The following is a 21,991-nucleotide window of genomic DNA, read 5'->3' as shown; positions in this document are numbered from 1 at the left end:
TTTGGTCCCCAAGTTATTGTCCGTAGCTCATTTTATGCTCGGCAATATGAAAATAGACTATTTTTCAATTCTTATATATTGTAAAGCCTTAAAAAACGAGTTATTTTCTTTCGTTAAATTAGCTCGACACAACAAAAAAACTACTGCACATGAAAAATGCACAGTAGTTGATCTTACGCCTGAAACGGATAGTCCTCATTAATATAAATTCTTTCACAACGCAATGCCTTTCCTGTCTTGTCATCAATCTCAACAAAAAAGCCACTTAACACATCACGACCCTTTTTTGGTACTTCAAAACGAGACGGCATATTTGTTTGGAACTTGTAAATTACACTTTCCTTTGTCATGCCTAAAATTTCATCATACGGGCCAGTCATACCTACGTCTGTAATATAAGCAGTACCGTTAGGATAAATGCGTGCATCTGCTGTTTGCACATGCGTATGCGTTCCAACGACTGCCGATGCCTTGCCATCCAAGTGCCATCCAAGCGCTATTTTTTCACTTGTCGCTTCTGCGTGGAAATCCACAAATACAAGCGGTGACGTTTTACGAGCTTCTTCAATCAATTGTTCAGCCATTGCAAACGGATCTTCATGCGGTGGCAAAAATACACGACCGTGTAAATTAATAACCGATAATGTAACGCCATTTTTCGCAATTTGCACCATGCCCTTACCCGGTGCCTCAGACGAAAAGTTCGCAGGACGAATTAAATAATCAGCATCATCAATAAAATCAAAAATATCTTTATTATCCCAAGTGTGGTTACCCATAGTAATAACATCTACACCCATTTGTAATAAATCATTATAAATATTACGTGTAATCCCACGACCTGCTGCTGCATTTTCACCATTTGCAATGACAACATCTGGACTATACTTCTTTTTTAATCGTGGTAAATATTTTTCTACCGCATCTCGGCCAATTGAACCGACGATATCTCCAATAAAAATTACTTTCATTTTACAAAACCACTCTTTCTATCAATAACACTCATTAGAGTTTACCATTTTTTCTTCATCAATCGCAAAATATAAAGAAAAACCATCACTAAATTATATCCCTTGTTTGCATTCGCTTGCTTTCATTTCTCTTTTCAGCTTAAAGCATCTCGTCTAACTGGCATTCATTAACGTTGATGAAGTACCTGTTTTGTTTTACCGGCAGTTTTTTTGTCGTTCGCTAAGCTTTCTTCTGCATGTACTTGCCCTACTAAATAAGGACCAAACCGCCATTTATTCAGTAAATACGTAGCACAGATAGAACATATCGTGCTGCATAAAAATGTAGTGATAATAACAGTAAATACACTTATATCATCTATAAATTTTATAAAAATAGTTTTTAGTAAAATAATAAAAAGAGGATGTAGTAAATAAATCCCAAATGAGTAACGGCTAATAAAAATAACAAACTTAGGCATGTACCTTACTTTATTTGCAACATAGAACAATAGAAAGGCTACGCTCAATGTATAGGGGATTACATCAATCCTCTTGGAGTGAACTTCAGTAATCAAGCCAGACCATTGACTGGCGAGTAATATACCGAGTGTAAGTATACCTACACTCGGTAGGAAATAACGCAATCGCTGGAGTATCAATAAAAACTGCTCATAGTTTTTACCGCAATAATAAGCTACGACAAAATAGGCAATCCAAGCAGGAAATGGCATCTTATTTAACACATTCCATTCCACTTCTAGATAAGGAAGGAACGATAAATACCGAAAAGGATCGAAAAAATTAAAGACTGCAAGGTAAGAAAAATTAACAAGACATGCCGTCATAATCACTTGGTAAGCACGGTATTTGGATACAACAAATTTCACAAATAATGGATGTAAAAAATAAAACTGAAAGACGATCACGATAAAATACCCGTGGAAATCACCTTCAAAAAAATTTAAAATAATCTTCTTATCAAAATCAACATTAGTCATGCTTATTGAATGAAAAGCCGCATCCAAAAAACCGATAAAAATAAACGGAAGAAAAATATAGTTAAAACGTTTTTTATAAAATTTTTTTGGCAGTTGATGTGGATAGGAATAAGCAATAACAAACTCCGAAATAAAAATAAAGACAGGTGTTCCAAACATCAATGCTAATTGAATAGATGTTAGTACAATATATATTGTATTTTTCTCTATATCGAACAAGTCCAACCCTAAAGTGACACTATGCATTAAAACAATTCCTAAACAGGCGACAAACCTTAGTAAAAATATTTCCTTCACAACTGGCTTCATTTTTCCACCTGCCATTTCTAAGCAATCCATCTATTTTCATTCGAGTGTTCTAGCTTGTATGCCTTCCTCATTATCAAGAGAACGCTACTAGTCATTGGAAATTACACGTTTTAAATGCAGCAAAATTTCCCGCATCGTTGTAGGTTGGAACATAAAATTCCCCATCACAACTACTAAAATGGTCCATAAAGAAATGCATATAGCTGTTAAAAACCATGCCTTTGCGCTCACAATATGTAGTTCGATTAAAAATAAAAATGGGGATGCCGCGATAAATGCCAAAATACAATTCAGCGCTATTTTTTTAACCGTAATACGTACGGAATTTTTTAATATTTCTTTAGATGTATATAAGATTAAGTCACAAGTACGATAGGCATACGAACACAGTCCGCCTATTAAAATGCCTTCCGCCCCTAAAAATTGCACTAAAACAAAGGACACAGAAAGATTAATGGCCGCTTCAATCATAGCTTGATTTTTTGTCTCTTTAAAATGCCCTGCCGAATTCACTAATGTATTCGCAGGAATTCGTATTGCATTGGCAATGCCTACTAGGACAAAGAGTGCAGCTAACCATGGTCTTATATAGTTTGCATCCTCAACACCCGCTGTATAAATCGTGATAAAAGGCAAAATTAACAGAGCTGTACATGTGTAACCGAAAGCAACGACTGCAAAAAAAACACATTCAAAATGATGAAAATGTCGTTCCAGTGCCTCTTTTTCTTCTTTTACAAGTATGTCTCCAAAGGCTGCTAACATCGCACCGGAGAAAGCTGAAATAAATAATGTAACAGCATTAAATACCATATTGTATACAGTAAATACACTAACCTCTGCAAGTCCAAGAAAAATGGTAATTAACATAAACGGTGTATTAAAAACAACAAGCGAGGCGATTTGATGGATTAATGCATCCCATCTTTTTTTTATAGCTGGTGTATTTGGTGTTACTTTACTATTAAAATATGGGTATTTTTTTTGGACATATACTTTTAAAAAAAGAATATCTAGTAATAAAAGAATGCTAGAACAGCCAACTACAATAATGATTGAAAAGCCAAGGGTTAGTAAAGTTAGGGATAGCATTGTACTAACAACTAATAAACATGTTTGAATTCGGAACACAATATAGCTTTTTTGATCTGCTGTTAGCAAAACGTAATATTTCCCAATCAAAAAATATTCCCATACACCACTGATACCTAAAATCAGCACCATATAAAATGCGGTTAGAGGTGACACATCTTCCTTTACTAACAGCGGATAGAACATAGCCAACAAGGCTACTAATACAACAAAAACCATACCCGAACGTCGATAAAAATAATGCGTGGCTGAAAGGATGCCATTTATCTGTTCTTTGTCGTTCATAGCTAATGGTTTGTAAAGCGCTGCGACGGATGCACTACCGATACCCGCTTCTACAATTTTTAAATAACCTAAAAATTGCTTAATCGATGTAACAAGTCCATTCGTAGCAGAACCGTAAGTCGTCATAAATAATCGAGGCAAAATAAAATTCATCACGGCGGTAACAACTTGCAACACGACATTGGAAAATAAGTTTAATAAAATTTTCCTTGTTCTCATTTTGCTCCCTTTATAGTCTTACTAATATTGGTTTTTTGTTTGACCCTAGCCAATACATATAGTAAAAAAATAGATTGTCTTTTTAATAACAAAATGATTAGTTTCACTTTGAATGGCAATTTATTTAGACAAATTGCCTGTAACACCTCATTAATGTCGCGATGTTTAAGCATTTTTTTGAGAAAGGCTCTTTTTTCACGTAAGGTTTTCTCATTCTCTCGATGCAATTCATTCTGGACTCCTGCAATCACTAAATAGGTCAAATAATACTGTAGTTGATTTACGAAATAAGGGGCAGGGGATAACTCTCTCAAATGTTTATATAAGACAAGTGTTTTCTCAAAAAACTGCTGATCATAGCTAGCTGTCATAGAAGAAGGATTTTGGCGATAATGATAAAGATACTGTTTGTCTAATAAATAGATACTTTTCGCATTAAGTAAACTTGGATATGTACAGGCAACATCTTCCCCCATGCGTATTTGATCGTCCACTTGATATTGAAATTTTTCAAGAAGTGACTTTTTAAATAATTTATTTGAAACAGAAGGAAATAATCCAAACTGATAGTATTGCCCCGCATACAGCATAATCGAGTAAACTTCTTCTATCATCCTATCCTTTTGATATAATCCAGGTTTCACAACTTGCGTAGCTTTAACTTCATAATCTTGATAATTTTCTATAATATCGCAAATAACAATATCTACGTTAAAAGCCTGTGCTGCATCACATAGTGCTTGATACATGTCCGCTTCAATCCAATCATCACTATCTACATAGCCAATATATTTTCCTTTCGCAATGCTTAGACCCGCTTTGCGCGCACTAACAAGGCCACCATTTTCTTTATGCACAACAATAATTCTTGCATCACGTGCAGCATAGTCGTCACATATGTTGGGACTATTATCCGTTGAGCCATCGTTGACCAGTATTAATTCAAAGTCCTCAAATGTTTGTCTTAAAATACTATCTAAACATTGCCGTAAATAGAGCTCCACATTATAAATAGGCACAATAATACTTAATAATGGCACTGCTTTACCTCCCAACCTCATGCTCCTGCGTTTTATAAAGTGCTAAGGCAAACATAATCATTAAAATATGAAAAGGGAAATAATCCATAACGAACGAATCAAGTACAGTATTAGCTATTAACATAATATAGAGAGGAATTGCGTTGATGGTTAGGTATTGAAAGTTTGTTTTACTATTACTAATGTTTTGACGGAGAACTTTAGTTAAAGTGAAGATATAGAGTAATGCAAGTGCTACTCCTACTACACCAAGATAATAAGGCGTGGATAGATACATTGTATGTGCCATTTTTGCAGTAGAGAAGCTCGTGCCAAACCCCGCTCCAAAAACAACGATTTTCGTACTTTGTAAAATTTCTGTCGCAAACATATTCCAGCTACTCACTCGACCAGTCGTAATAGCATCTGTCGATGTTCCTGCACCAAAAAAGCGAACCCAATAAATTTCGAATAGTCTCTCGTAAAAAAAAAATAACGAAACACTTAACACTACGACGATAAACGAAGCAAATTTAATCGCTGTTTTAACATTGTGCTTTAGAAACATAATGAACGTTAATAAAATGAATGTGATAAATGTGATAATAAACATTTTAGAATAAGTAAATACACCAAATATAGCTAAGATTATAATAAGCACAATCGGTGTAACTTCTATTTTATTGTCGTAACAATAAAGAACGAGTAAGCACGCAATAGCTATTAGAATTTGCAAACTAAAATAATTCGGATCTAAATCTAAACCTGTAAACCGTGTATTAATGGTACTTGTCGTTTTTACTGTATTAACGATTGTCATGGACTCAATAAAGTGATTAATCGCTGGAACCGAAAAACTTACCCACCGTACGAGAGCAGCGCTTAATAAGCCTACTGCATAGACATACGTATATCTTCTAAAATAACCCTTAGAATCGATGAACAGAACGGCAAAAAAGATGACACTATAATTTAATACAAAGCCAAACGCTTCGATAACATTGCCACTACTAAACAGTGTTGCCATAACAGCAAAAAACACAAAAAGAACATACGTTAAAACAAGCTGTGTTGAAATCCTCTTCTTGTGTATAAAGAGTGTTACTATACTTAACACAATATAAAAAAAGCATAGCACGACAAAAAGTGAGTGACCTGTTAACTCAAACTTTATGACATACACCCATGAAATAAAAAACAGTAAATAATCAAGTCGATGTGGTTGCTTATCCAACAGCATCGCTGTCATTACAAATAGGATAAAAAGCCAAAGAAAAAGCGGATTATCTGTATACATTTTTAACACAACAAAAATACTGGAAACAATACAGAGCAAAATACTATAATTTTTTCTTTTTACTATCATTGACGATCAAACTCCAATACTAATTGCTCTCGTGCCTTTCGATTTGTATAGCTATTTTCTTCAATATACTTTTTCATCTTGTCGAGACAATCCTTATTTTGGATGATATTAGCAATGACCGCGTAAATATCCTCTATATCCCCATCTGTTATCAATCCATTGAAACCATGTTGTATTTGTTCACCAGCTGCTGCAAAATTCGTCGTAATAACGGGCGTTTCTAATATTAATGCCTCGCCAACTACCATCGGATAACCTTCATACGCTGAAGTTAATATCAGGACATCGCTTTCTTTAATAAACGGATATGGATTATGACATTCCCCAACAAATTCAACTACATCATCTACACCTAATTGTAATGCTAATTGTTGATTAAAAAGTAAGTCTGGTCCATCACCTATAATTCGCCAATGCAATCGCCCGATAGAAGACTCTTTTAAAAGCTTACATATATATGGAATAAGGTCGAATCTTTTTGTGGCATTGTCCATTCTACCAACAGATACTAAATCCATCGTTCCTTTTTCAAATGGCGTATAATATGTTGCTAACTCTTTAATTTCCGCTATCGGAAAAAAATTGTAGACAACTTGTATTTTATGTTGATAGGGCGGGAGAAATTTTAGTAAATTTCGCTTACATGCTTCAGAAACACAAATTAATCTATCAAAATTTTTATAGGTTTTGATACAAACCTTATAATTAAAATTTGCTCTTAATGGATCGGTATGTATCCATGCAAGCTTTTTATGTGCCTGTACAAATTGATCGACGAATAAATTTGTACCTCGGTTAAAATAACTATTTGGTGCGTCATTAAAATAAGAAATGGCTATATGATAGTGTTTACTAGGGCGATGATTTTTTAAAAGTAATGTATAAAAGTTGTTGGAGCCAATAATGCGTACAAGCAACATACATACTATGCGCAGCAAAATATGCCAGGCATTTTTTCTCTGTTTCACGACATAAAAGGGGGTAGCGATTAGTTGTAATAATAAGTTGCCGATATTTACATTGACGTTAGGAGGGATGTCCTTTAAAAGCTCACCTTCACCAAATGTAAAAATATCAATTTCATATTGTTCATCAACACTAAGTTCTTTTAATGTATTAATTAACGCCTTTTGAATACCGCCCATCTGAAAATTTTGCGCAACAAATAATATTTTCATAAAGTCTGAAATCCCCCTAAAATCCAATATTATATGTGCTATAAATGGCTATACAATGTAATGATACGCTTTTCCATTTCGCTCCAGCTATAGTGGTCTTCATATAACAGTTTCATTTTACGAGAGATCTCTGGCCATTCTTTTTTACGCTCAATTAACTTTTCAATAGCTTGTTGTAAACTATGTTGATTATAATCAATTAACTCTCCTAGATTATGTGCTGCTACTACTTCCGACATTCCAGTATTTTTCACCATAATTAAAGGTTTTCCGAGCATCAGTGCCTCATAAAATTTATTCGGTGCTGCATAATAGTGATTAGAAACTTCGGGGTCGTAAATGGCAGTCATAATGTCACAACTATTTTCTAAAGCGAGTGTTTTGTCATACGGAATCTTCCCGTAATAGAGGATATTGTCATACTTTTGCGCGAGTTCGGCCAATCCGTCTGCATACTCGCCAAATCCGCCAATATGCAATTCATAGTTTCTATTTGCTTTTACTATTTCAACTAGTTCTTTAATAAGTCTTTCCTTGGCTAATATGCCAACATAGACTATTTTTACTTTATCTTTGTTCAACTGTACGTCATGATTTAACGGCATAGGAAGTGGCGTATTATAAATCACCTCTATTTTTTTGGGTGATGCATTCGCTATTTGACCTTTTCGTTTTTCTGTACAAATAATAACAGCATCCACACGATTCAACAGAGCGATATCTATCTTTTCAACAATCTTTCCTATCATTGCTGGCCCATGAAAGGGAGCAGTAATGGAATCAAACATATCATAAATAACTTTTTTACGGAGTAACTTCCCGCATATCGTGCCGATAAATGCTGTATCGAAGTCACAAGCGTGTATAATATCATAAGTATTTTTATGTTGAAGTAGCCATTGAAATAGTTTTATTTGAAATCGCAATAGTGGAAATAAATTTTTTTTAAATCCGCCACCAAAAGTAGCAGGGATGCCAAACCTTGTGATTTTAATGGGCTGTGTACGCTTTAGAAATTGTACTTTTTCCTTATATTTGCTATCTCTATCCCAAGCTACTATTTGTACATGCCAGTTATTTTTTATAAGGCTGTCCACTTCCTTTTCAACTCTAGGATCTGGAGATATTGGATTACTTCTCATAAAAACAACTCTCATCCCTACTGTCCCCTTATTTATTTAATCCCTTCTATCAGTCATGCATGTTTAATTTTTGCTTATTTAAAATAATCTCCAACCTTTTTTTGTAAATTGATTGTCAGGTTCATATACGATGACAGGCTGATTATGGATGATTCGTGCATTATTGGCTAAAAAATCATCCACTGCATCTAATTGTTTGTGCTTTTCTAAAAAGCGAAGTCCTTTTTCAAATAACAATGGGCGTGTCATAACATTATGCACATCCGAACCGTATGTATGAACGAGGTTCGAGCGAACTAATCTCAAAGAGAGCTGTTGAATGGATTTGCCAAAATGGCCAGCTAAACTGCCTGCGGTTATTTGTGCGAGTGCCCCCTCTCGTATAAGTTGCTCCAAGCAACTTGGATCTTCTGCTATGGCTGTATTGCGTTCTGGATGTGCAATGATTGGTGTAATACCCGCTGTCAATAAATTGTAAATCATTGTTCGTGTATATGTCGGTATGTAACCTGATGGAAGCTCTAATAATAAGTAATTCGAATCGGCTAATGTGTGCAACTGCCCGCTCTCTAACAACGCTAAAATATTCCCCGCCAGTCTCACCTCATGCCCAGGATAAAGTGTTAACGACATGTGTCGGTTGTCAATTTCCTGCTGTAATTTTATAATTTGTTCATTCACTTCATGAAAAGGAACATTATATAACGGGTGCAGAACATGTGATGTAGCTATCATAGCTGTAATGCCTTCTGCAATGGCTTGTTCAAATAATTGGAATGTCTCCTCTACTGTTTCTGGACCATCATCAACATTCACTAAAATATGGCTATGCATATCGACCATTACATTTCACTTCCCTATCTATACCCATATCCTAACGGTAATAGTGATCATAATATTCGCCTAGTGGTGTTTTATAATTATTTAAAACGACACCTAAAATATTCGCCTTTGACGCCTCAAGACTTAATTTTGCTTTTAGTACGCTTGTATTTTCCACTACACCACTATTGACAATTAATAGTGTGCCATGGCATTTATTAGCTAAAATTTGCGCATCCGTGACCGATAGCAATGGCGGAGCATCAAAAATAATGATGTCAAAATCTTTTATCAGTTGAACAATGACGCTATCCATCGTTTTAGAAGCTAAAAGTTCTGCTGGATTAGGAGGAATTGGTCCGCTTGTCATAACAAAAAGATTCGGAATCTCTGTACTGTTTAACACTTCTGCCATTTCATATTGTCTAGTCAGTAAATTTGATAGTCCCCTTATATTGGCTAAGCGAAATGTATAATGCATGGTTGGCTTACGTAAATCTGCATCAACAATTAATATCTTTTTTCCTTCTTGTGCAAAGACAACACCTAAATTAGCCACATTTGTGGACTTTCCTTCGCCCGGTGTGGCAGATGTCACTAAAATGGTTTTGATTTCTTGGTCGGGCATTGCAAAGGTAATGTTTGTTCGGATGGTACGAAATTGCTCAGAGACAAAGGAATTACTATTTGCAACTGTCACAAGCTTCCTGCCCATTTTGGCTAGTTTTTTTTTATTTGCTCTTTTATGTTGAAACATCGTTACTCCCTCCTTCTGTTATGGGATTTAATCATATATTTTTATAGGTTGCATCGTTTATTTTGCTAATGATACCCATAATCGGCAAGCCAATGATTTCTTCGATATCTTGCTCTGTCTTAACGGTTGTATCCAAGCATTCTAGTAATATAGCAAAGCCAGCGCTTACGATGAACCCTAGCATCGCAGCAGCCACAATATATAAATTTTTGTTTGGCGCCACTGGCTCAGGCTCGTCATCTAATGTCGCTACTGACAAAATATTAATATTATCTATCGTCATTAACACTTGAATCTCCTCTTGAAATACCCCAGCTACTGTATTGGCAATATTAACTGCCATATCAGCTTGCTTGTCTTGAACGGCAATATTCACAACTTGAGAATTACTCGCACTCGATACAGTAATCTGTTCTTTTAATTTTTCTGGTGTACTATCTAAATGAAGCCGGCTAATCACTTTCGATAAAATAGCAGGGCTTTGAATAATGACATTATACGTATTAATTAAACGCAAATCCGTTTCCACCTGTTGTACACCTAAACGTGATTGTTGGTCGATATTTTTTTGATTTACTAACAGCTGCGTTTGTGCTTCATAAGTAGGCTTTATGATAAAAAAACTAAAGAACGCCGTGACTAATGCTAAAAAAAGTGCAAAGCTCATAATATACAGCAATTGCTTTCGTACTATTTTCACTACATCTTGCAAGGTGATAGTTTCTTGCAACGACCCTCACTCCTTGACATTACATATACTGGCGATTCTATATTTTTGTCAGTTCTTCTGGCATTTTTCACAAAAAGTTTTATGGCCTATTATATTATTGATTGCCTTCTTTTATTCATCTTGAAAAAGAGCTAATACGAAGTGTTTCTTATATAAAATTGGACACAAAAAAAGTGTCCCCCTCTGTGGGAACACTGCACAATACAAGATGTTGTTGTGCATTTTTTACTTGAGCTAAATGTTAGCTCTTTTCAAAAAGGCACTGCTTGATGACTCATGTAAAAAGACCCCTCTTGCTTGTAGCCAAGAGGAGTCTTATATTTTATTATTTCGCGTACTCCACTGCACGTGTTTCGCGGATAACAGTTACTTTAATATGTCCTGGATAATCTAGTTCTTCTTCAATGCGCTTACGAATATCACGCGCAAGTCGATGAGAAGCTAAATCGTCAATTTTTTCTGGTTGAACAATAATACGGATTTCACGCCCTGCTTGGATGGCATATGATTTTTCAACACCATCGTAACTTTCAGAAATCTCTTCTAATTTTTCTAGTCTGCGAATATAGTTTTCCAGTGTCTCACTTCGAGCACCAGGACGCGCTGCAGATAATGCATCAGCTGCAGCTACTAATACTGCAATGACAGATGTTGCTTCTGTATCACCATGGTGAGAAGCGATACTGTTAATAACAACAGGATGTTCTTTATATTTCGTTGCTAACTCCACGCCGATTTCAACATGGCTTCCTTCAACTTCGTGGTCGATTGCTTTCCCTATATCATGCAATAAGCCAGCACGACGAGCTAACGCTACGTCTTCACCAAGTTCAGCAGCTAGTAAGCCTGCTAAATATGCGACCTCCACCGAATGTTTTAGGACGTTTTGCCCGTAGCTTGTACGATATTTCATGCGGCCCAAAATCTTCATTAGGTCAGGGTGTAGATTGTGGATGCCGATTTCAAATGTCGTTTGTTCCCCTGTTTCACGAATTTGTTCATCTACCTCGCGACGAGATTTTTCAACCATTTCTTCGATGCGAGCAGGGTGAATACGACCATCCTGTACCAGCTTTTCAAGTGCAAGTCGAGCCGTTTCACGACGAATTGGATCAAAACCAGATAAAATAACAGCTTCTGGCGTATCATCGATAATTAAATCGATACCTGTTAACGTTTCGAGTGTACGGATATTTCGACCCTCTCTACCAATAATACGGCCCTTCATTTCATCATTTGGCAAGTTCACAACAGAAACAGTTGTTTCTGCTACGTGATCTGCAGCAAAGCGTTGTAGTGCCAATGATAAAATTTCACGCGCCTTTTTATCAGATTCCTCTTTCACACGCGTTTCAGATTCCTTCGTCATCACTGCAATATCAGTTGCTAGCTCTTTTTCTACTTCACTTAAGATAATAGTCTTAGCTTCATCTCTTGTTAATGCAGAAATGCGCTCTAGCTCTGTTTTTTGCGCTGCAACGAGCTCGTCCACTTTGCTTTCCATCTGTTCAATATGCTGTTGTCTTTCAGCTAGAGCTTGTTCTTTACGCTCTAAGCCGGCTTCTCTCTTATTTAGAGCATCATCCTTGCGATCAAGATTCTCTTCTCTTTGCAATAAACGGTTCTCTTGTTTTTGAAGTTCTAAACGACGGTCACGAATGTCATTTTCGGCTTCAGTGCGAAATTTGTGAGTTTCATCTTTGGCTTCAAGTAGTGCTTCTTTCTTTAATGCCTCCGCTTCTCGTTTTCCTTCTTCAACGATTGTTTCAGCGACATGTTTAGCACCAGTGATTTTTGAGTCATTCACTTTTTTCATGTAGATATAGCTAACAGCGGCACCAACGATGAGTCCAAGCAAAGCGGAGATGATAGTAATTCCATCCATATGAACACCTCCTCTTGCTATTTGGGTAATACAGTTTCAGTCGGCGCATACAAAAATTGTACTGCCTATTTTAAAGTCATAATTCAGAAATTATACATATTTAATTGTATAGCTAGCCCCAAGCTCTGTCAAGGATAGACGGGCATCTGTTCGCCTATCTGAAAGAAAAAAAGTAAGTCATATCCATAAGGACTATAAATTTACTGTATCTTTTGTGCTAGATAAAATACCTATGCTCCTTAAAAATGAATTTATTTGGGACAAAGGTGTCAATACAATTATTACCACAATTACGTACATCTTAATACAATTATTTTCACTTTCTTTGACAAAACGAAGACTTCTTTCTTACTGGCTATACTTTAGCAGACGGTCAAGCGCAATTCATGCCTATGAAACTACAATGAAAACAAAAAAATCGTCCTCACCCCATTAGAGTGAGAACGATGTATTATTATTTGTCATCTTCAAGAAGAAGCATTAACTCTTCATCCATTTCCTCATCATCATGTGCAGCAATGGTATAAGATGATGCAGCCATGCCATAAGAAGAACGAATTTTATTTGCAATTTCTTCTAAAATAGCAGGGTTTTCTTTTAAATATTGTTTTGCGTTTTCACGTCCTTGGCCTAGACGCTCATCACCATATGCATACCAAGATCCACTTTTTTGAACGATGTCTAATTCTACACCTAAATCCACCGTTTCGCCTTCTTTAGAAATCCCTTCACCATACATAATATCAACTTCAGCTGTACGGAATGGTGGCGCTACTTTATTTTTGACAATTTTAATTTTCGTACGGTTACCCATAATGTCATTACCTTGTTTGATTGCTTCAGCACGACGTACTTCTAAACGAACTGAGCTATAGAATTTTAGCGCACGACCACCAGGAGTTGTTTCTGGATTTCCGAACATAACACCAATTTTTTCACGAATTTGGTTAATGAAAATAGCGATTGTTTTAGACTTATTAATCGCACCTGAAAGCTTACGTAATGCTTGAGACATTAAACGAGCTTGTAAACCAACGTGCGAATCACCCATATCGCCTTCGATTTCAGCTTTTGGTACAAGTGCTGCAACAGAGTCAATAACGATAATATCAATCGCCCCACTACGCACTAATGCTTCTGCAATTTCAAGCGCTTGCTCACCTGTATCTGGTTGAGATAGTAATAGTTCATCAATATTTACGCCTAATTTTTGAGCGTAAATTGGATCTAATGCATGTTCAGCATCGATAAATGCTGCTTGTCCGCCCTTAGCTTGTACTTCCGCAATCGCATGAAGCGCAACGGTCGTTTTACCTGATGATTCTGGACCATATACTTCAATAATACGTCCACGTGGATAGCCACCAACACCTAATGCTGCATCAAGCGCTAGCGAACCACTTGAAGATGTAGCAATTTCTAAATCTGTTTTTTCGCCTAGCTTCATGATAGAGCCTTTACCGAAATTCTTTTCAATTTGTTTTAACGCCTGTTCTAAGGCTGCTTTACGATCACTCATTGTTTTTCCTCCTTTGAAACTGTTCACTGTTTTTATCTATCTCTACTATACTTGTTTTTGAGAGAACACGCAAGAAAAAAGCGAACATTTATTCGATTTTTGTGCAAAATAAAAATTTGGATAAGTTTTTCCTACCCAAATTCTCATTTTGAACTATCATAATCAATGCTATTTTTAGTGTAATAGCTTCATAACCTGTACATGCATCTTACACTTTTAGAAGTGATAGACTTGTGAAGCAAGCTAAATACGTTTCTTGTAACCTCGTGCTTCCAATTGCTGCATTAAATAGTGACAAGTAAACTTCACGGCACGCAATCGGTTTGTATTGCGCATACCCGATAAGTGAAGTAAATACGTAATTGGCTCTTCGTCATCTATGGCAATACCAATCCATACCGTTCCTACCGGCTGATGGTCATGTGCTGTAGGACCAGCCGCACCTGTTAGTCCGATACCGATACTTGTACCAAATTTTTGACGTACTGCACTAGCCATTGCCGCAGCACATTCACTGCTCACAATACCATGCGTATCTAGTAATTGTTGAGAAATGCCAAGCTGCTTTACTTTCGCATCTTCGGTATAGGTCACCAGTCCTCCAATGAGCACGTTGCCTACACCTGGTATTTCAGCCAGCTCTGATTGAAATAAACCAGCTGTTAAACTTTCTGCCGCAGCAATCGTTAAATTATTGTCCTGCAACATTTCCACCGTTTTTGAGGCGAGTGAGTCATCATTTATGCCATATTGATAGTCGCCAACAATAGCACGAATTTCTGCCACTTTTGCAGCAATCAACTGGTGCGCGTCGTCCTCTGATTGGGCCTTCGCTGTTACGCGTAAAGTGACCTCTCCATCAGCTGCTAGCGGGGCAACCGTTGGATTGGTTTGTGTATCTAAAATATCCTGTACATATACTTCTAACTCTGCTTCCCCAATACCATAAAAACGCATTACGTGAGACACAATTACTCCGCCATCATTAAGCATTTTACCAAGCTTTGGCTTCGCTTCAAATTGGAACATCGGCTCTAATTCCTTTGGAGGGCCAGGAAGTAAAATATAAGTGCAATTATCTTTTGTTAAAATCATTCCTGGTGCCATACCATGATGATTAGCAAGCACCTCACTACCTGCTAATATTAGCGCCTGCTTGCGATTATTGTCCGTCATTGAACGGCCTCGTTTAGCAAAAAACTCCTCAATATATGTCAATGCAACTTGATCGAATACAAGGTCTACTCCAAGATGGCGAGCAATCGTCTCCTTCGTCAAATCATCCTTTGTTGGACCTAAGCCTCCTGAAAAAATAATGAGATTAGCGCGCGCTTCCGCTATGCTAATGGCTTCTTCTAACCGTTTTGAATTGTCACCAACAACGGTATGATAAAACACATTAATTCCTAACTCAGATAGCTGATTTGAAATAAATTTTGCATTTGTATTTGTAATCTGTCCAAGTAATAACTCTGAGCCAACTGCAAGGATTTCAGCATTCATAATCCACAAGACCTTTCTTATTTAGACTCAAGTAACACACGTCGATTTAGATAGAAATAATCCCATCCAGACCATAGTGTAAAGAATAATGCAATATATAGCATTATTTTATCAAACGGGATACCGAAATACACAAATATTGTATTGTGTAAAAGGGCTGCTGCAATCGCAACAATTTGTGCCCATGTTTTGATCTTGCCAAGCTGATTGGCTGCTACTACTTCTCCACCGCCTGCAAGAATTAAACGTAAGCCAGTTACAGCAAATTCGCGGCTAATAATAACAATAATAATCCAAGCTGGTGCCATACCAAGCTCTACCATTAGAATAAACGCTGCAGAAACAAGTAACTTATCTGCTAATGGGTCTAAAAATTTACCAAACGTTGTTACAAGATTATACTTTCTCGCATAGTAACCATCTACCCAATCCGTAGTCGATGCAATAATAAAAATAAGAGCTCCCACAAAATGATGGACTGGCATCTCTGCACTAAATAAGGTCATTGTTCCCCAGCCGAAATCAAACATCATAACAATGACAAAAAACGGAATAAGTAAGATACGTGAAATGGTAATTTTATTTGGAATGTTCATTTTACTAACACCTTTCATGATGAAAGAAAGTAGTCATCATAGGATGACTACTGTTCTTTATTGAAATTGACGACAATATTTTGCGTTACGATTTGCTGTGCATACGTTAAAAGCTCGTCATTAATATAGACCTTAGCTTGCGTAGAATTACCTAAACGAATACGTGCATAGCTTTGTGCTGTTGCATCAAACTCTACAATTTCCCCCGCTTTATACACACGCGTATCAGTCAGTAATTCTTGCTGCTGTTGGTTACGAATACCAATAAATGTAGGTCCTGATACTTCAATTCGTATTTTAAATGTATCAGTACCCGTTAAAGTGTAAGATGTTGTAGCGCCATCTGCTTCGATTGTACCTGCTGAAATCGTTTGCTTAACCTCTTCGGTTTTACTATCATCTGGTGTTACATCTTCTGTCTGCTCTTTTTCTGTATTAGCTTGAGCTTTTTTATCTTCTTCCTCTTTATCTTTTTCATTATCTATTGGTTTTGGTTTTTTATCGTACTCCATTACTGGTGGTGTATCATTACTTTCACCCGTTCCTGAGTTGCTTCTATTTTGAAATAGAACCCAAATTGCCACGATAATAACAATAATAAATAAAGCGACAATGACTTTCGGCATAGCCTCCATCATTTTATTCGAAGAGGTTTTTGAAACCTTTCTTCTAGTTGAAGTTTGAGTCAATGATTGGCTAACTTGGTCGTTCGGTGTCCCTGGCAATTCGCTTTTAAATGTCTCTAAAATTTCCTCTGGATTTAACCCAACAGCCTCTGCATATTGTTTAATAAAAGCTCGTACATAAAACGAACCTGGCATAATTGAATAATTGCCTTCTTCAATACCTACTAAATAACGTTTTTGAATTTTTGTTATTTCTTGTAAATCGTCTAAGCTGTAGCCTTTAGACAGTCTCGCCTCTTTCAGTCGAGTCCCTAATTCCGCCACTAATAACACCTACTTTAATATCAAATTAAAAATTAAATCCTCCAAATGAATCGGATTCGGACATCATATGATTTTTTTCCATTATTTCATAAGTAATTTCTTCATCTGGGTGATGCCGTAGTTCAATGATATAATCAAAATCCTCAATCTTATATTCAGAATGCTGAACAAACATATCTGGATGCTCTACAACTTTAATCGAAGGCATATTCATCATTTCACGCACTAATTGCAAATGTCGCTCATCAGCGGAACGACGTGTTACAATGCCATCCAGTATAAAAATATTATTGTCACTGAATTCATCGCCTGCAAGCTTATTACGAATAGTTTGTTTAATCATTGTAGATGATAAAAAAATCCACTTTTTATTGGCACAAACACTTGCCGCAACAATAGATTCCGTTTTACCAACCCGAGGCATCCCACGTATCCCAATGAGTTTATGACCTTCCTTTTTAAAGAGTTCTGCCATAAAATCCACTAAAATACCTAGTTCATCTCGGACGAAGCGAAAAGTATTTTTTTCATCTGCATCTCGAGGAATATAATGACCATGCCTAATAGCTAAACGATCACGGAGTTTTGGTTGTCGAAATTTAGTAACGTGGATATGTTCCATTGTCGAAACAATTGTACGAAAACGCTCAATTGCTTCATCATTGTCTGTATGCACTAGCATACCACGCCGGTCTTCATCGACACCATTTATTGATATAATATTGACACGAAGCATCCCTAAAAGTGAAGCAATATCTCCTAATAATCCAGGGCGATTCACCTGAATTTCATATTCAAAGTACCAATCGCTCAAACACACTCGTTCCCTTCCTATTAGTTAACGTAAAAAATCTTTTATAAGTTCCATCATAGCTGATTTTTTATGTAATGGAAAGTTAGAATACATGGAATTATAGCGTTATTTTTAAATTCTTACTAAAATTTATTGTCCCACCGGAAATAGACTTACATACGTTCCCTTTTCCACGCAAATATCGATTTTTAATATAGAAAAAAGAGGAGAGTAGCTCTCCTCTTTTTTTACTGTACATGTTTATTTTGCACAAGTTTTACGACACAATTCGCCAACGCTTGCTTTTCATCATCAGAGGCAACGCCCCATAAATCCGACAGCACTCGTTCTTGTTCATTTTTAGGGTCGATATTTGTCGCCAAATATTCGCCAATTTGTACAGCAGCTTGTTGAATCATTTTCTTTGGCATACCGCTTGATTCAGCCTGCATAACATTTTGTCCTAAAAAAGATGTCCATTTTTGCCAGTTTTCTAAAATGGTCATATGTTTCCTCCTCCTTTACACATGTAGTATGTGCAAAAAGAAGAGATATTATATGTACCAACCACCATTTAATCGAATTATTTGTCCTGTCACATAATTTGCTTTTCCTGACAGATAAAAACGAACCATTTCAGCTACATCTGTTGTATGACCGACTGAACCTAATGGAATATCTTCTAAAATGTACTGTAGTTCTTCATTACTTAAATGATTATTCATCGAAGTATTGATAAAGCCTGGGGCAATTGCATTAACACGAATACCAGATAATGCAGCCTCTTTGGCATAGGACTTCACAAAAGCATGCTGCGCACCTTTTACCGTTGCGTAAAGTGCTTCTCCAGCAGATCCTGCTTCGCCCCAAATAGAACCGATAAAAAGCACATAACTGACATCATGAGTACGTAGTTTTGAAGATAATAAAGCTGTTAATTGCATCGGGTTTTGCACATGAACACGCCATAATGCATCCATTTCCTCCGCTGTTGTATCCTCCAACAAGGCATAATGTGCTTGCCCGTTCGCAAAAACAATTGCTTGGACACTAAATACTTGTGAAGCCAATTTTTGCGCTGCTTGTATATTTGTAAAATCTCCTTGTACAAGCATAAATTCCTGCGCTGGAAAATCGCCTGCGAGCGTATCACATAAAACTTGTGCCATTTGCTTGTTATGGGCATAATGCACGTAGAGAGACCAGCCGTCTTGTGCCAAACTTCGACAAATAGCACGACCGATCTCACCCGATGCACCTACTATTAGGGCAAATTTTTTCATTATGCGCCCTTTTCTGTTGGTAACACTTTGAATACAGTTTGTTGAGATTCACCTTGGATAGAAGCAAACGCTTTAGTTAAATCTTCAATTGTTAATTCTTCTAAGACAGGGACAACGTCGAATAAATTCATATCATTAAAAGAATAACGTGTAAATTGATTCGCGATAAATTCGATTGAATTTAATGCACGTAAGAAAAAGCCGATTTTTTTACGCTTGATGCGTTCTAAATCTGCACTGGCAAATTGCGCACCTTTTTCGTATTTTTCTAATTCAGCTTTAATGGCTTTTGCTAATGTATCAGGTTCTGTAGAATCAGAGCCAATCAACGCAAAGCCAAAACCTTTTTCTAACGTAAAGTCAAACGCATAGGATTCGTCAATCAAGCCTTCATCATAAACGCGTTCATAAAAGCTTGAAGTTCGCCCAAAAATAAGCTCTAATGCAATTTGTACGGATAGCTCATGTTTTAACATTTCTCGGCCAGACAAATTCGTGTCTTTCGCTTTTAAGCCCATGTAGACCTTTGGTTTTTGCACATCCATGTGCAATGTGCGTTCTTTTACAGCAACATCCGTTGGCTCTTCCTCAAAGAAACGCTGAATTGGTGTAGGCTCTGGGAACTCTTTTTTGCCTTGATTTTCACGTATAAATGCCATCATTTCTTCAGGCTCCACGGCACCAATAGCAAATAATAGCATATTAGATGGATGATAAAACGTATTGTAACACGTATATAGATGGTCAGCTGTAATGCCGTCAATTGATTCAATTGTCCCCGCAATATCAATTTTCACTGGGTGAGTATGATACATATTTTCAATTGTGCCAAAGTATAGGCGCCAATCTGGTTGGTCATCATACATTGTAATTTCCTGACCAATGATCCCTTTTTCTTTATTAACCGTAGCCTCTGTAAAGTATGGCTCTTGAACAAAATTCAATAAAGTTTCAGTGCTTTTATAAATATTATCTGTTGATGAAAATAAATACGCAGTCCGTGTGAAAGAAGTAAAAGCATTGGCTGAAGCACCATATTCGCTAAATTTTTGGAACACATCGCCATCTTCTTTTTCAAACATCTTATGCTCTAAAAAGTGGGCAATGCCATCCGGTACTGTAATGCTTTGCGATTCTCCAAGCGGTACAAATGTGCGGTCAACAGAACCGTACTTCGTTGTGAACGTTACAAATGTTTTTGAGAATCCTTTTTTTGGTAAAATATAGACATCCAAACCATTCTCTAGTTTTTCATAGTAAAGTGTTTCATCTAATTGTTTGAATTCAATTGTTTTCATTGTGCGGTTTGCTCCTTTCCACTTAAGAAATAGACCGCTTCTAACTTCACTTGTTTCGCCATGTCGACAACATCTTCTTTTGTCACAGCTTGCCACTTCGTTGCCCAAGCTTCGACAGAAAATTCCTCTGGTAAATCTTTGTATTGGTCAAAAATTTCAATTTGACCACGCGCAGAATCAAGCGATTCCTTTAACTGATTTGTCAGCATCGCTTTCGTTTGGTCTAATTCTAAATCGGTAATATTCCCTGCTTGTATTGCCACAAGTTGTTCTTTAATCAAATTTAGTGCTTTTTCTTCATTTTTCGCCTCAATGCCAGACACCACAAATAATAAGCCATAATGTGATGCATATGAGCTAGAAGCATAGTAGGCCAAACTTTCTTTTTCACGAACATTCATAAATAATTTGGCATGTGGATAACCACCGAAAACACCATTAAAGATTTGCATTTTAGCAAAATCTGCATCACCAAATCGCACTGGTGTACTAAAGCCAATATGCAGTTTCCCTTGCTTCATTTCCTGTTGTTCGCGTACATAATCATTTTGTGGGTGTTTCTGAGGCACAACAGTTGGAATTTCTTCTGGTACACGATCTTTAAAAGGCAGTGCCTTTTTAAGTTTTGCAACAAGCTCATCTTCATTGATATCGCCTGCAACATAAATATCGATTTTGTCAGTAGTTAGCATTGATTCGTACGCTGCCACTAAAGATGCTGGAGTAATACTTTGGATGTCTTCCACTGTCCCATTTGCTGAAATAGAGGCAGGCTCATTTGGACGTAAAATTTCTTGAAGACGCATCTGTGCAAAGCGAGACTTATCATCAAAAATAGATTCAATACGTTGAATGACCATTTTCTTTTCGCGTTCAACAATGGATTCCTTAAATATACCGTTTTCTAAATTCGGCTCAAAAATTGCTGTATGCATGATGCCTAGCACTTCGTTTAATACACTTGTATTCGCCAAATATTGATCGTTTACGGTTTCAACATTCATCAATACCGTATGCTCGTTACCACGCTTTGATGTATCAAAATACAACACTGTTCCGTATAGGTCATCTAAAAAACTACGAAAAGCAGCAGTTGTTGTATATTTTGCATTGCTATGTTGCAATACATTGGTTAACACCGTACGTTCAGACGCACTTTTGGCTGTTAATGCTCTTCTCCATTTTATCGAGAAATTTACTGTTTTAAATTGGGTCGTTTGTCGGATATGCAAATTGACACCTTTTGCAAAAGGTATTGTTTTAAACATATGAAACCCTCCTATCTTTCTTAATA

The 21,991-nt window shown here is 36.7% G+C and carries 20 protein-coding genes; all 20 read right to left on the bottom strand.

Annotated elements, in window-relative coordinates; genetic code table 11:
* Window positions 1-173 precede the first annotated feature (173 nt).
* Window positions 174-971 carry a TIGR00282 family metallophosphoesterase gene (locus T479_RS05340; protein WP_025218830.1) on the bottom strand — a complete coding sequence of 266 codons (798 nt, stop codon included), beginning with the start codon at window positions 969-971 and terminating at the stop codon, window positions 174-176.
* A gap of 167 nt (window positions 972-1,138) precedes the next feature.
* On the bottom strand, window positions 1,139-2,290 hold the full coding sequence (locus tag T479_RS05335) for an acyltransferase family protein (protein WP_227665415.1): 1,152 nt from the start codon (window positions 2,288-2,290) through the stop codon (window positions 1,139-1,141).
* 57 nt (window positions 2,291-2,347) lie between these two features.
* Window positions 2,348-3,856, bottom strand: a complete 1,509-nt coding sequence (locus T479_RS05330) for a lipopolysaccharide biosynthesis protein (protein WP_025218828.1) — start codon at window positions 3,854-3,856, stop codon at window positions 2,348-2,350.
* Window positions 3,853-4,896, bottom strand: coding sequence for a glycosyltransferase family 2 protein (locus T479_RS05325; RefSeq protein ID WP_025218827.1), 1,044 nt, complete (start codon window positions 4,894-4,896; stop codon window positions 3,853-3,855). Before T479_RS05325 ends, T479_RS05330 begins: the two co-directional genes overlap by 4 nt.
* Window positions 4,897-4,900: 4 nt before the next feature.
* Window positions 4,901-6,241 (bottom strand): O-antigen ligase family protein, encoded by a 1,341-nt coding sequence (locus T479_RS05320; protein WP_025218826.1) that lies wholly within the window; start codon window positions 6,239-6,241, stop codon window positions 4,901-4,903.
* Window positions 6,238-7,419, bottom strand: a complete 1,182-nt coding sequence (locus T479_RS05315; protein WP_025218825.1) for a glycosyltransferase — start codon at window positions 7,417-7,419, stop codon at window positions 6,238-6,240. Before T479_RS05315 ends, T479_RS05320 begins: the two co-directional genes overlap by 4 nt.
* A 38-nt stretch (window positions 7,420-7,457) precedes the next feature.
* On the bottom strand, window positions 7,458-8,576 hold the full coding sequence (locus tag T479_RS05310) for a glycosyltransferase family 4 protein (RefSeq protein ID WP_024361957.1): 1,119 nt from the start codon (window positions 8,574-8,576) through the stop codon (window positions 7,458-7,460).
* Between the two features lie 63 nt (window positions 8,577-8,639).
* A complete protein-coding gene (locus tag T479_RS05305; protein WP_025218824.1) occupies window positions 8,640-9,404 on the bottom strand; it encodes a tyrosine-protein phosphatase in 765 nt (254 codons plus the stop codon).
* A 31-nt stretch (window positions 9,405-9,435) separates the two neighbouring features.
* Entirely contained in the window at window positions 9,436-10,140 is a 705-nt protein-coding gene (locus T479_RS05300) for a CpsD/CapB family tyrosine-protein kinase (protein ID WP_024361959.1), read from the bottom strand.
* Window positions 10,141-10,171: 31 nt separating this feature from the next.
* Window positions 10,172-10,870 carry a YveK family protein gene (locus T479_RS05295; RefSeq protein WP_038509499.1) on the bottom strand — a complete coding sequence of 233 codons (699 nt, stop codon included), beginning with the start codon at window positions 10,868-10,870 and terminating at the stop codon, window positions 10,172-10,174.
* A gap of 325 nt (window positions 10,871-11,195) precedes the next feature.
* Window positions 11,196-12,755, bottom strand: coding sequence for a ribonuclease Y (rny, locus tag T479_RS05290; RefSeq protein ID WP_024361960.1), 1,560 nt, complete (start codon window positions 12,753-12,755; stop codon window positions 11,196-11,198).
* 454 nt (window positions 12,756-13,209) lie between these two features.
* A complete protein-coding gene (gene recA / locus T479_RS05285; RefSeq protein ID WP_025218823.1) occupies window positions 13,210-14,274 on the bottom strand; it encodes a recombinase RecA in 1,065 nt (354 codons plus the stop codon).
* A 243-nt stretch (window positions 14,275-14,517) separates the two neighbouring features.
* Window positions 14,518-15,777, bottom strand: coding sequence for a competence/damage-inducible protein A (locus tag T479_RS05280; RefSeq protein WP_025218822.1), 1,260 nt, complete (start codon window positions 15,775-15,777; stop codon window positions 14,518-14,520).
* Between the two features lie 17 nt (window positions 15,778-15,794).
* The gene (gene pgsA, locus T479_RS05275; protein ID WP_024361963.1) at window positions 15,795-16,373 is read right to left on the bottom strand and encodes a CDP-diacylglycerol--glycerol-3-phosphate 3-phosphatidyltransferase; all 579 of its coding nucleotides are present in this window, start codon (window positions 16,371-16,373) and stop codon (window positions 15,795-15,797) included.
* 47 nt (window positions 16,374-16,420) lie between these two features.
* The gene (locus tag T479_RS05270; protein ID WP_174412969.1) at window positions 16,421-17,332 is read right to left on the bottom strand and encodes a helix-turn-helix domain-containing protein; all 912 of its coding nucleotides are present in this window, start codon (window positions 17,330-17,332) and stop codon (window positions 16,421-16,423) included.
* Between the two features lie 16 nt (window positions 17,333-17,348).
* A complete protein-coding gene (locus tag T479_RS05265) occupies window positions 17,349-18,137 on the bottom strand; it encodes a DUF3388 domain-containing protein (protein WP_024361965.1) in 789 nt (262 codons plus the stop codon).
* Window positions 18,138-18,364: 227 nt separating this feature from the next.
* The gene (locus T479_RS05260) at window positions 18,365-18,622 is read right to left on the bottom strand and encodes a DUF3243 domain-containing protein (protein WP_024361966.1); all 258 of its coding nucleotides are present in this window, start codon (window positions 18,620-18,622) and stop codon (window positions 18,365-18,367) included.
* Window positions 18,623-18,670: 48 nt separating this feature from the next.
* The gene (ymfI, locus tag T479_RS05255; RefSeq protein ID WP_025218820.1) at window positions 18,671-19,399 is read right to left on the bottom strand and encodes an elongation factor P 5-aminopentanone reductase; all 729 of its coding nucleotides are present in this window, start codon (window positions 19,397-19,399) and stop codon (window positions 18,671-18,673) included.
* A complete protein-coding gene (gene yfmH, locus T479_RS05250; protein WP_025218819.1) occupies window positions 19,399-20,697 on the bottom strand; it encodes an EF-P 5-aminopentanol modification-associated protein YfmH in 1,299 nt (432 codons plus the stop codon). The genes ymfI and yfmH overlap by 1 nt, the downstream gene beginning before the upstream one ends.
* Window positions 20,694-21,965, bottom strand: a complete 1,272-nt coding sequence (gene yfmF / locus T479_RS05245) for an EF-P 5-aminopentanol modification-associated protein YfmF (protein ID WP_025218818.1) — start codon at window positions 21,963-21,965, stop codon at window positions 20,694-20,696. The genes yfmH and yfmF overlap by 4 nt, the downstream gene beginning before the upstream one ends.
* Between the last annotated feature and the right edge of the window lie 26 nt (window positions 21,966-21,991).

It is taken from the genome of Lysinibacillus sphaericus, assembly GCF_000600105.1.
Lineage (GTDB): Bacteria > Bacillota > Bacilli > Bacillales_A > Planococcaceae > Lysinibacillus > Lysinibacillus sphaericus.
Note: the sequence above shows the minus strand (reverse complement) of the source record. Positions and strands in the feature narration are given on the sequence as shown.

Coding starts and splice junctions, on each gene's coding strand:
- rny (WP_024361960.1), bottom strand. CDS start 12,755: ATGGATGGAATTACTATCATCTCCGCTTTGCTTGGACTCATCGTTGGT.
- pgsA (WP_024361963.1), bottom strand. CDS start 16,373: ATGAACATTCCAAATAAAATTACCATTTCACGTATCTTACTTATTCCG.
- T479_RS05260 (WP_024361966.1), bottom strand. CDS start 18,622: ATGACCATTTTAGAAAACTGGCAAAAATGGACATCTTTTTTAGGACAA.
- T479_RS05310 (WP_024361957.1), bottom strand. CDS start 8,576: ATGAGAGTTGTTTTTATGAGAAGTAATCCAATATCTCCAGATCCTAGA.
- T479_RS05335 (WP_227665415.1), bottom strand. CDS start 2,290: ATGGATTGCTTAGAAATGGCAGGTGGAAAAATGAAGCCAGTTGTGAAG.
- ymfI (WP_025218820.1), bottom strand. CDS start 19,399: ATGAAAAAATTTGCCCTAATAGTAGGTGCATCGGGTGAGATCGGTCGT.
- yfmH (WP_025218819.1), bottom strand. CDS start 20,697: ATGAAAACAATTGAATTCAAACAATTAGATGAAACACTTTACTATGAA.
- T479_RS05340 (WP_025218830.1), bottom strand. CDS start 971: ATGAAAGTAATTTTTATTGGAGATATCGTCGGTTCAATTGGCCGAGAT.
- T479_RS05280 (WP_025218822.1), bottom strand. CDS start 15,777: ATGAATGCTGAAATCCTTGCAGTTGGCTCAGAGTTATTACTTGGACAG.
- yfmF (WP_025218818.1), bottom strand. CDS start 21,965: ATGTTTAAAACAATACCTTTTGCAAAAGGTGTCAATTTGCATATCCGA.
- T479_RS05330 (WP_025218828.1), bottom strand. CDS start 3,856: ATGAGAACAAGGAAAATTTTATTAAACTTATTTTCCAATGTCGTGTTG.
- T479_RS05305 (WP_025218824.1), bottom strand. CDS start 9,404: ATGGTCGATATGCATAGCCATATTTTAGTGAATGTTGATGATGGTCCA.
- recA (WP_025218823.1), bottom strand. CDS start 14,274: ATGAGTGATCGTAAAGCAGCCTTAGAACAGGCGTTAAAACAAATTGAA.
- T479_RS05300 (WP_024361959.1), bottom strand. CDS start 10,140: ATGTTTCAACATAAAAGAGCAAATAAAAAAAAACTAGCCAAAATGGGC.
- T479_RS05320 (WP_025218826.1), bottom strand. CDS start 6,241: ATGATAGTAAAAAGAAAAAATTATAGTATTTTGCTCTGTATTGTTTCC.
- T479_RS05315 (WP_025218825.1), bottom strand. CDS start 7,419: ATGAAAATATTATTTGTTGCGCAAAATTTTCAGATGGGCGGTATTCAA.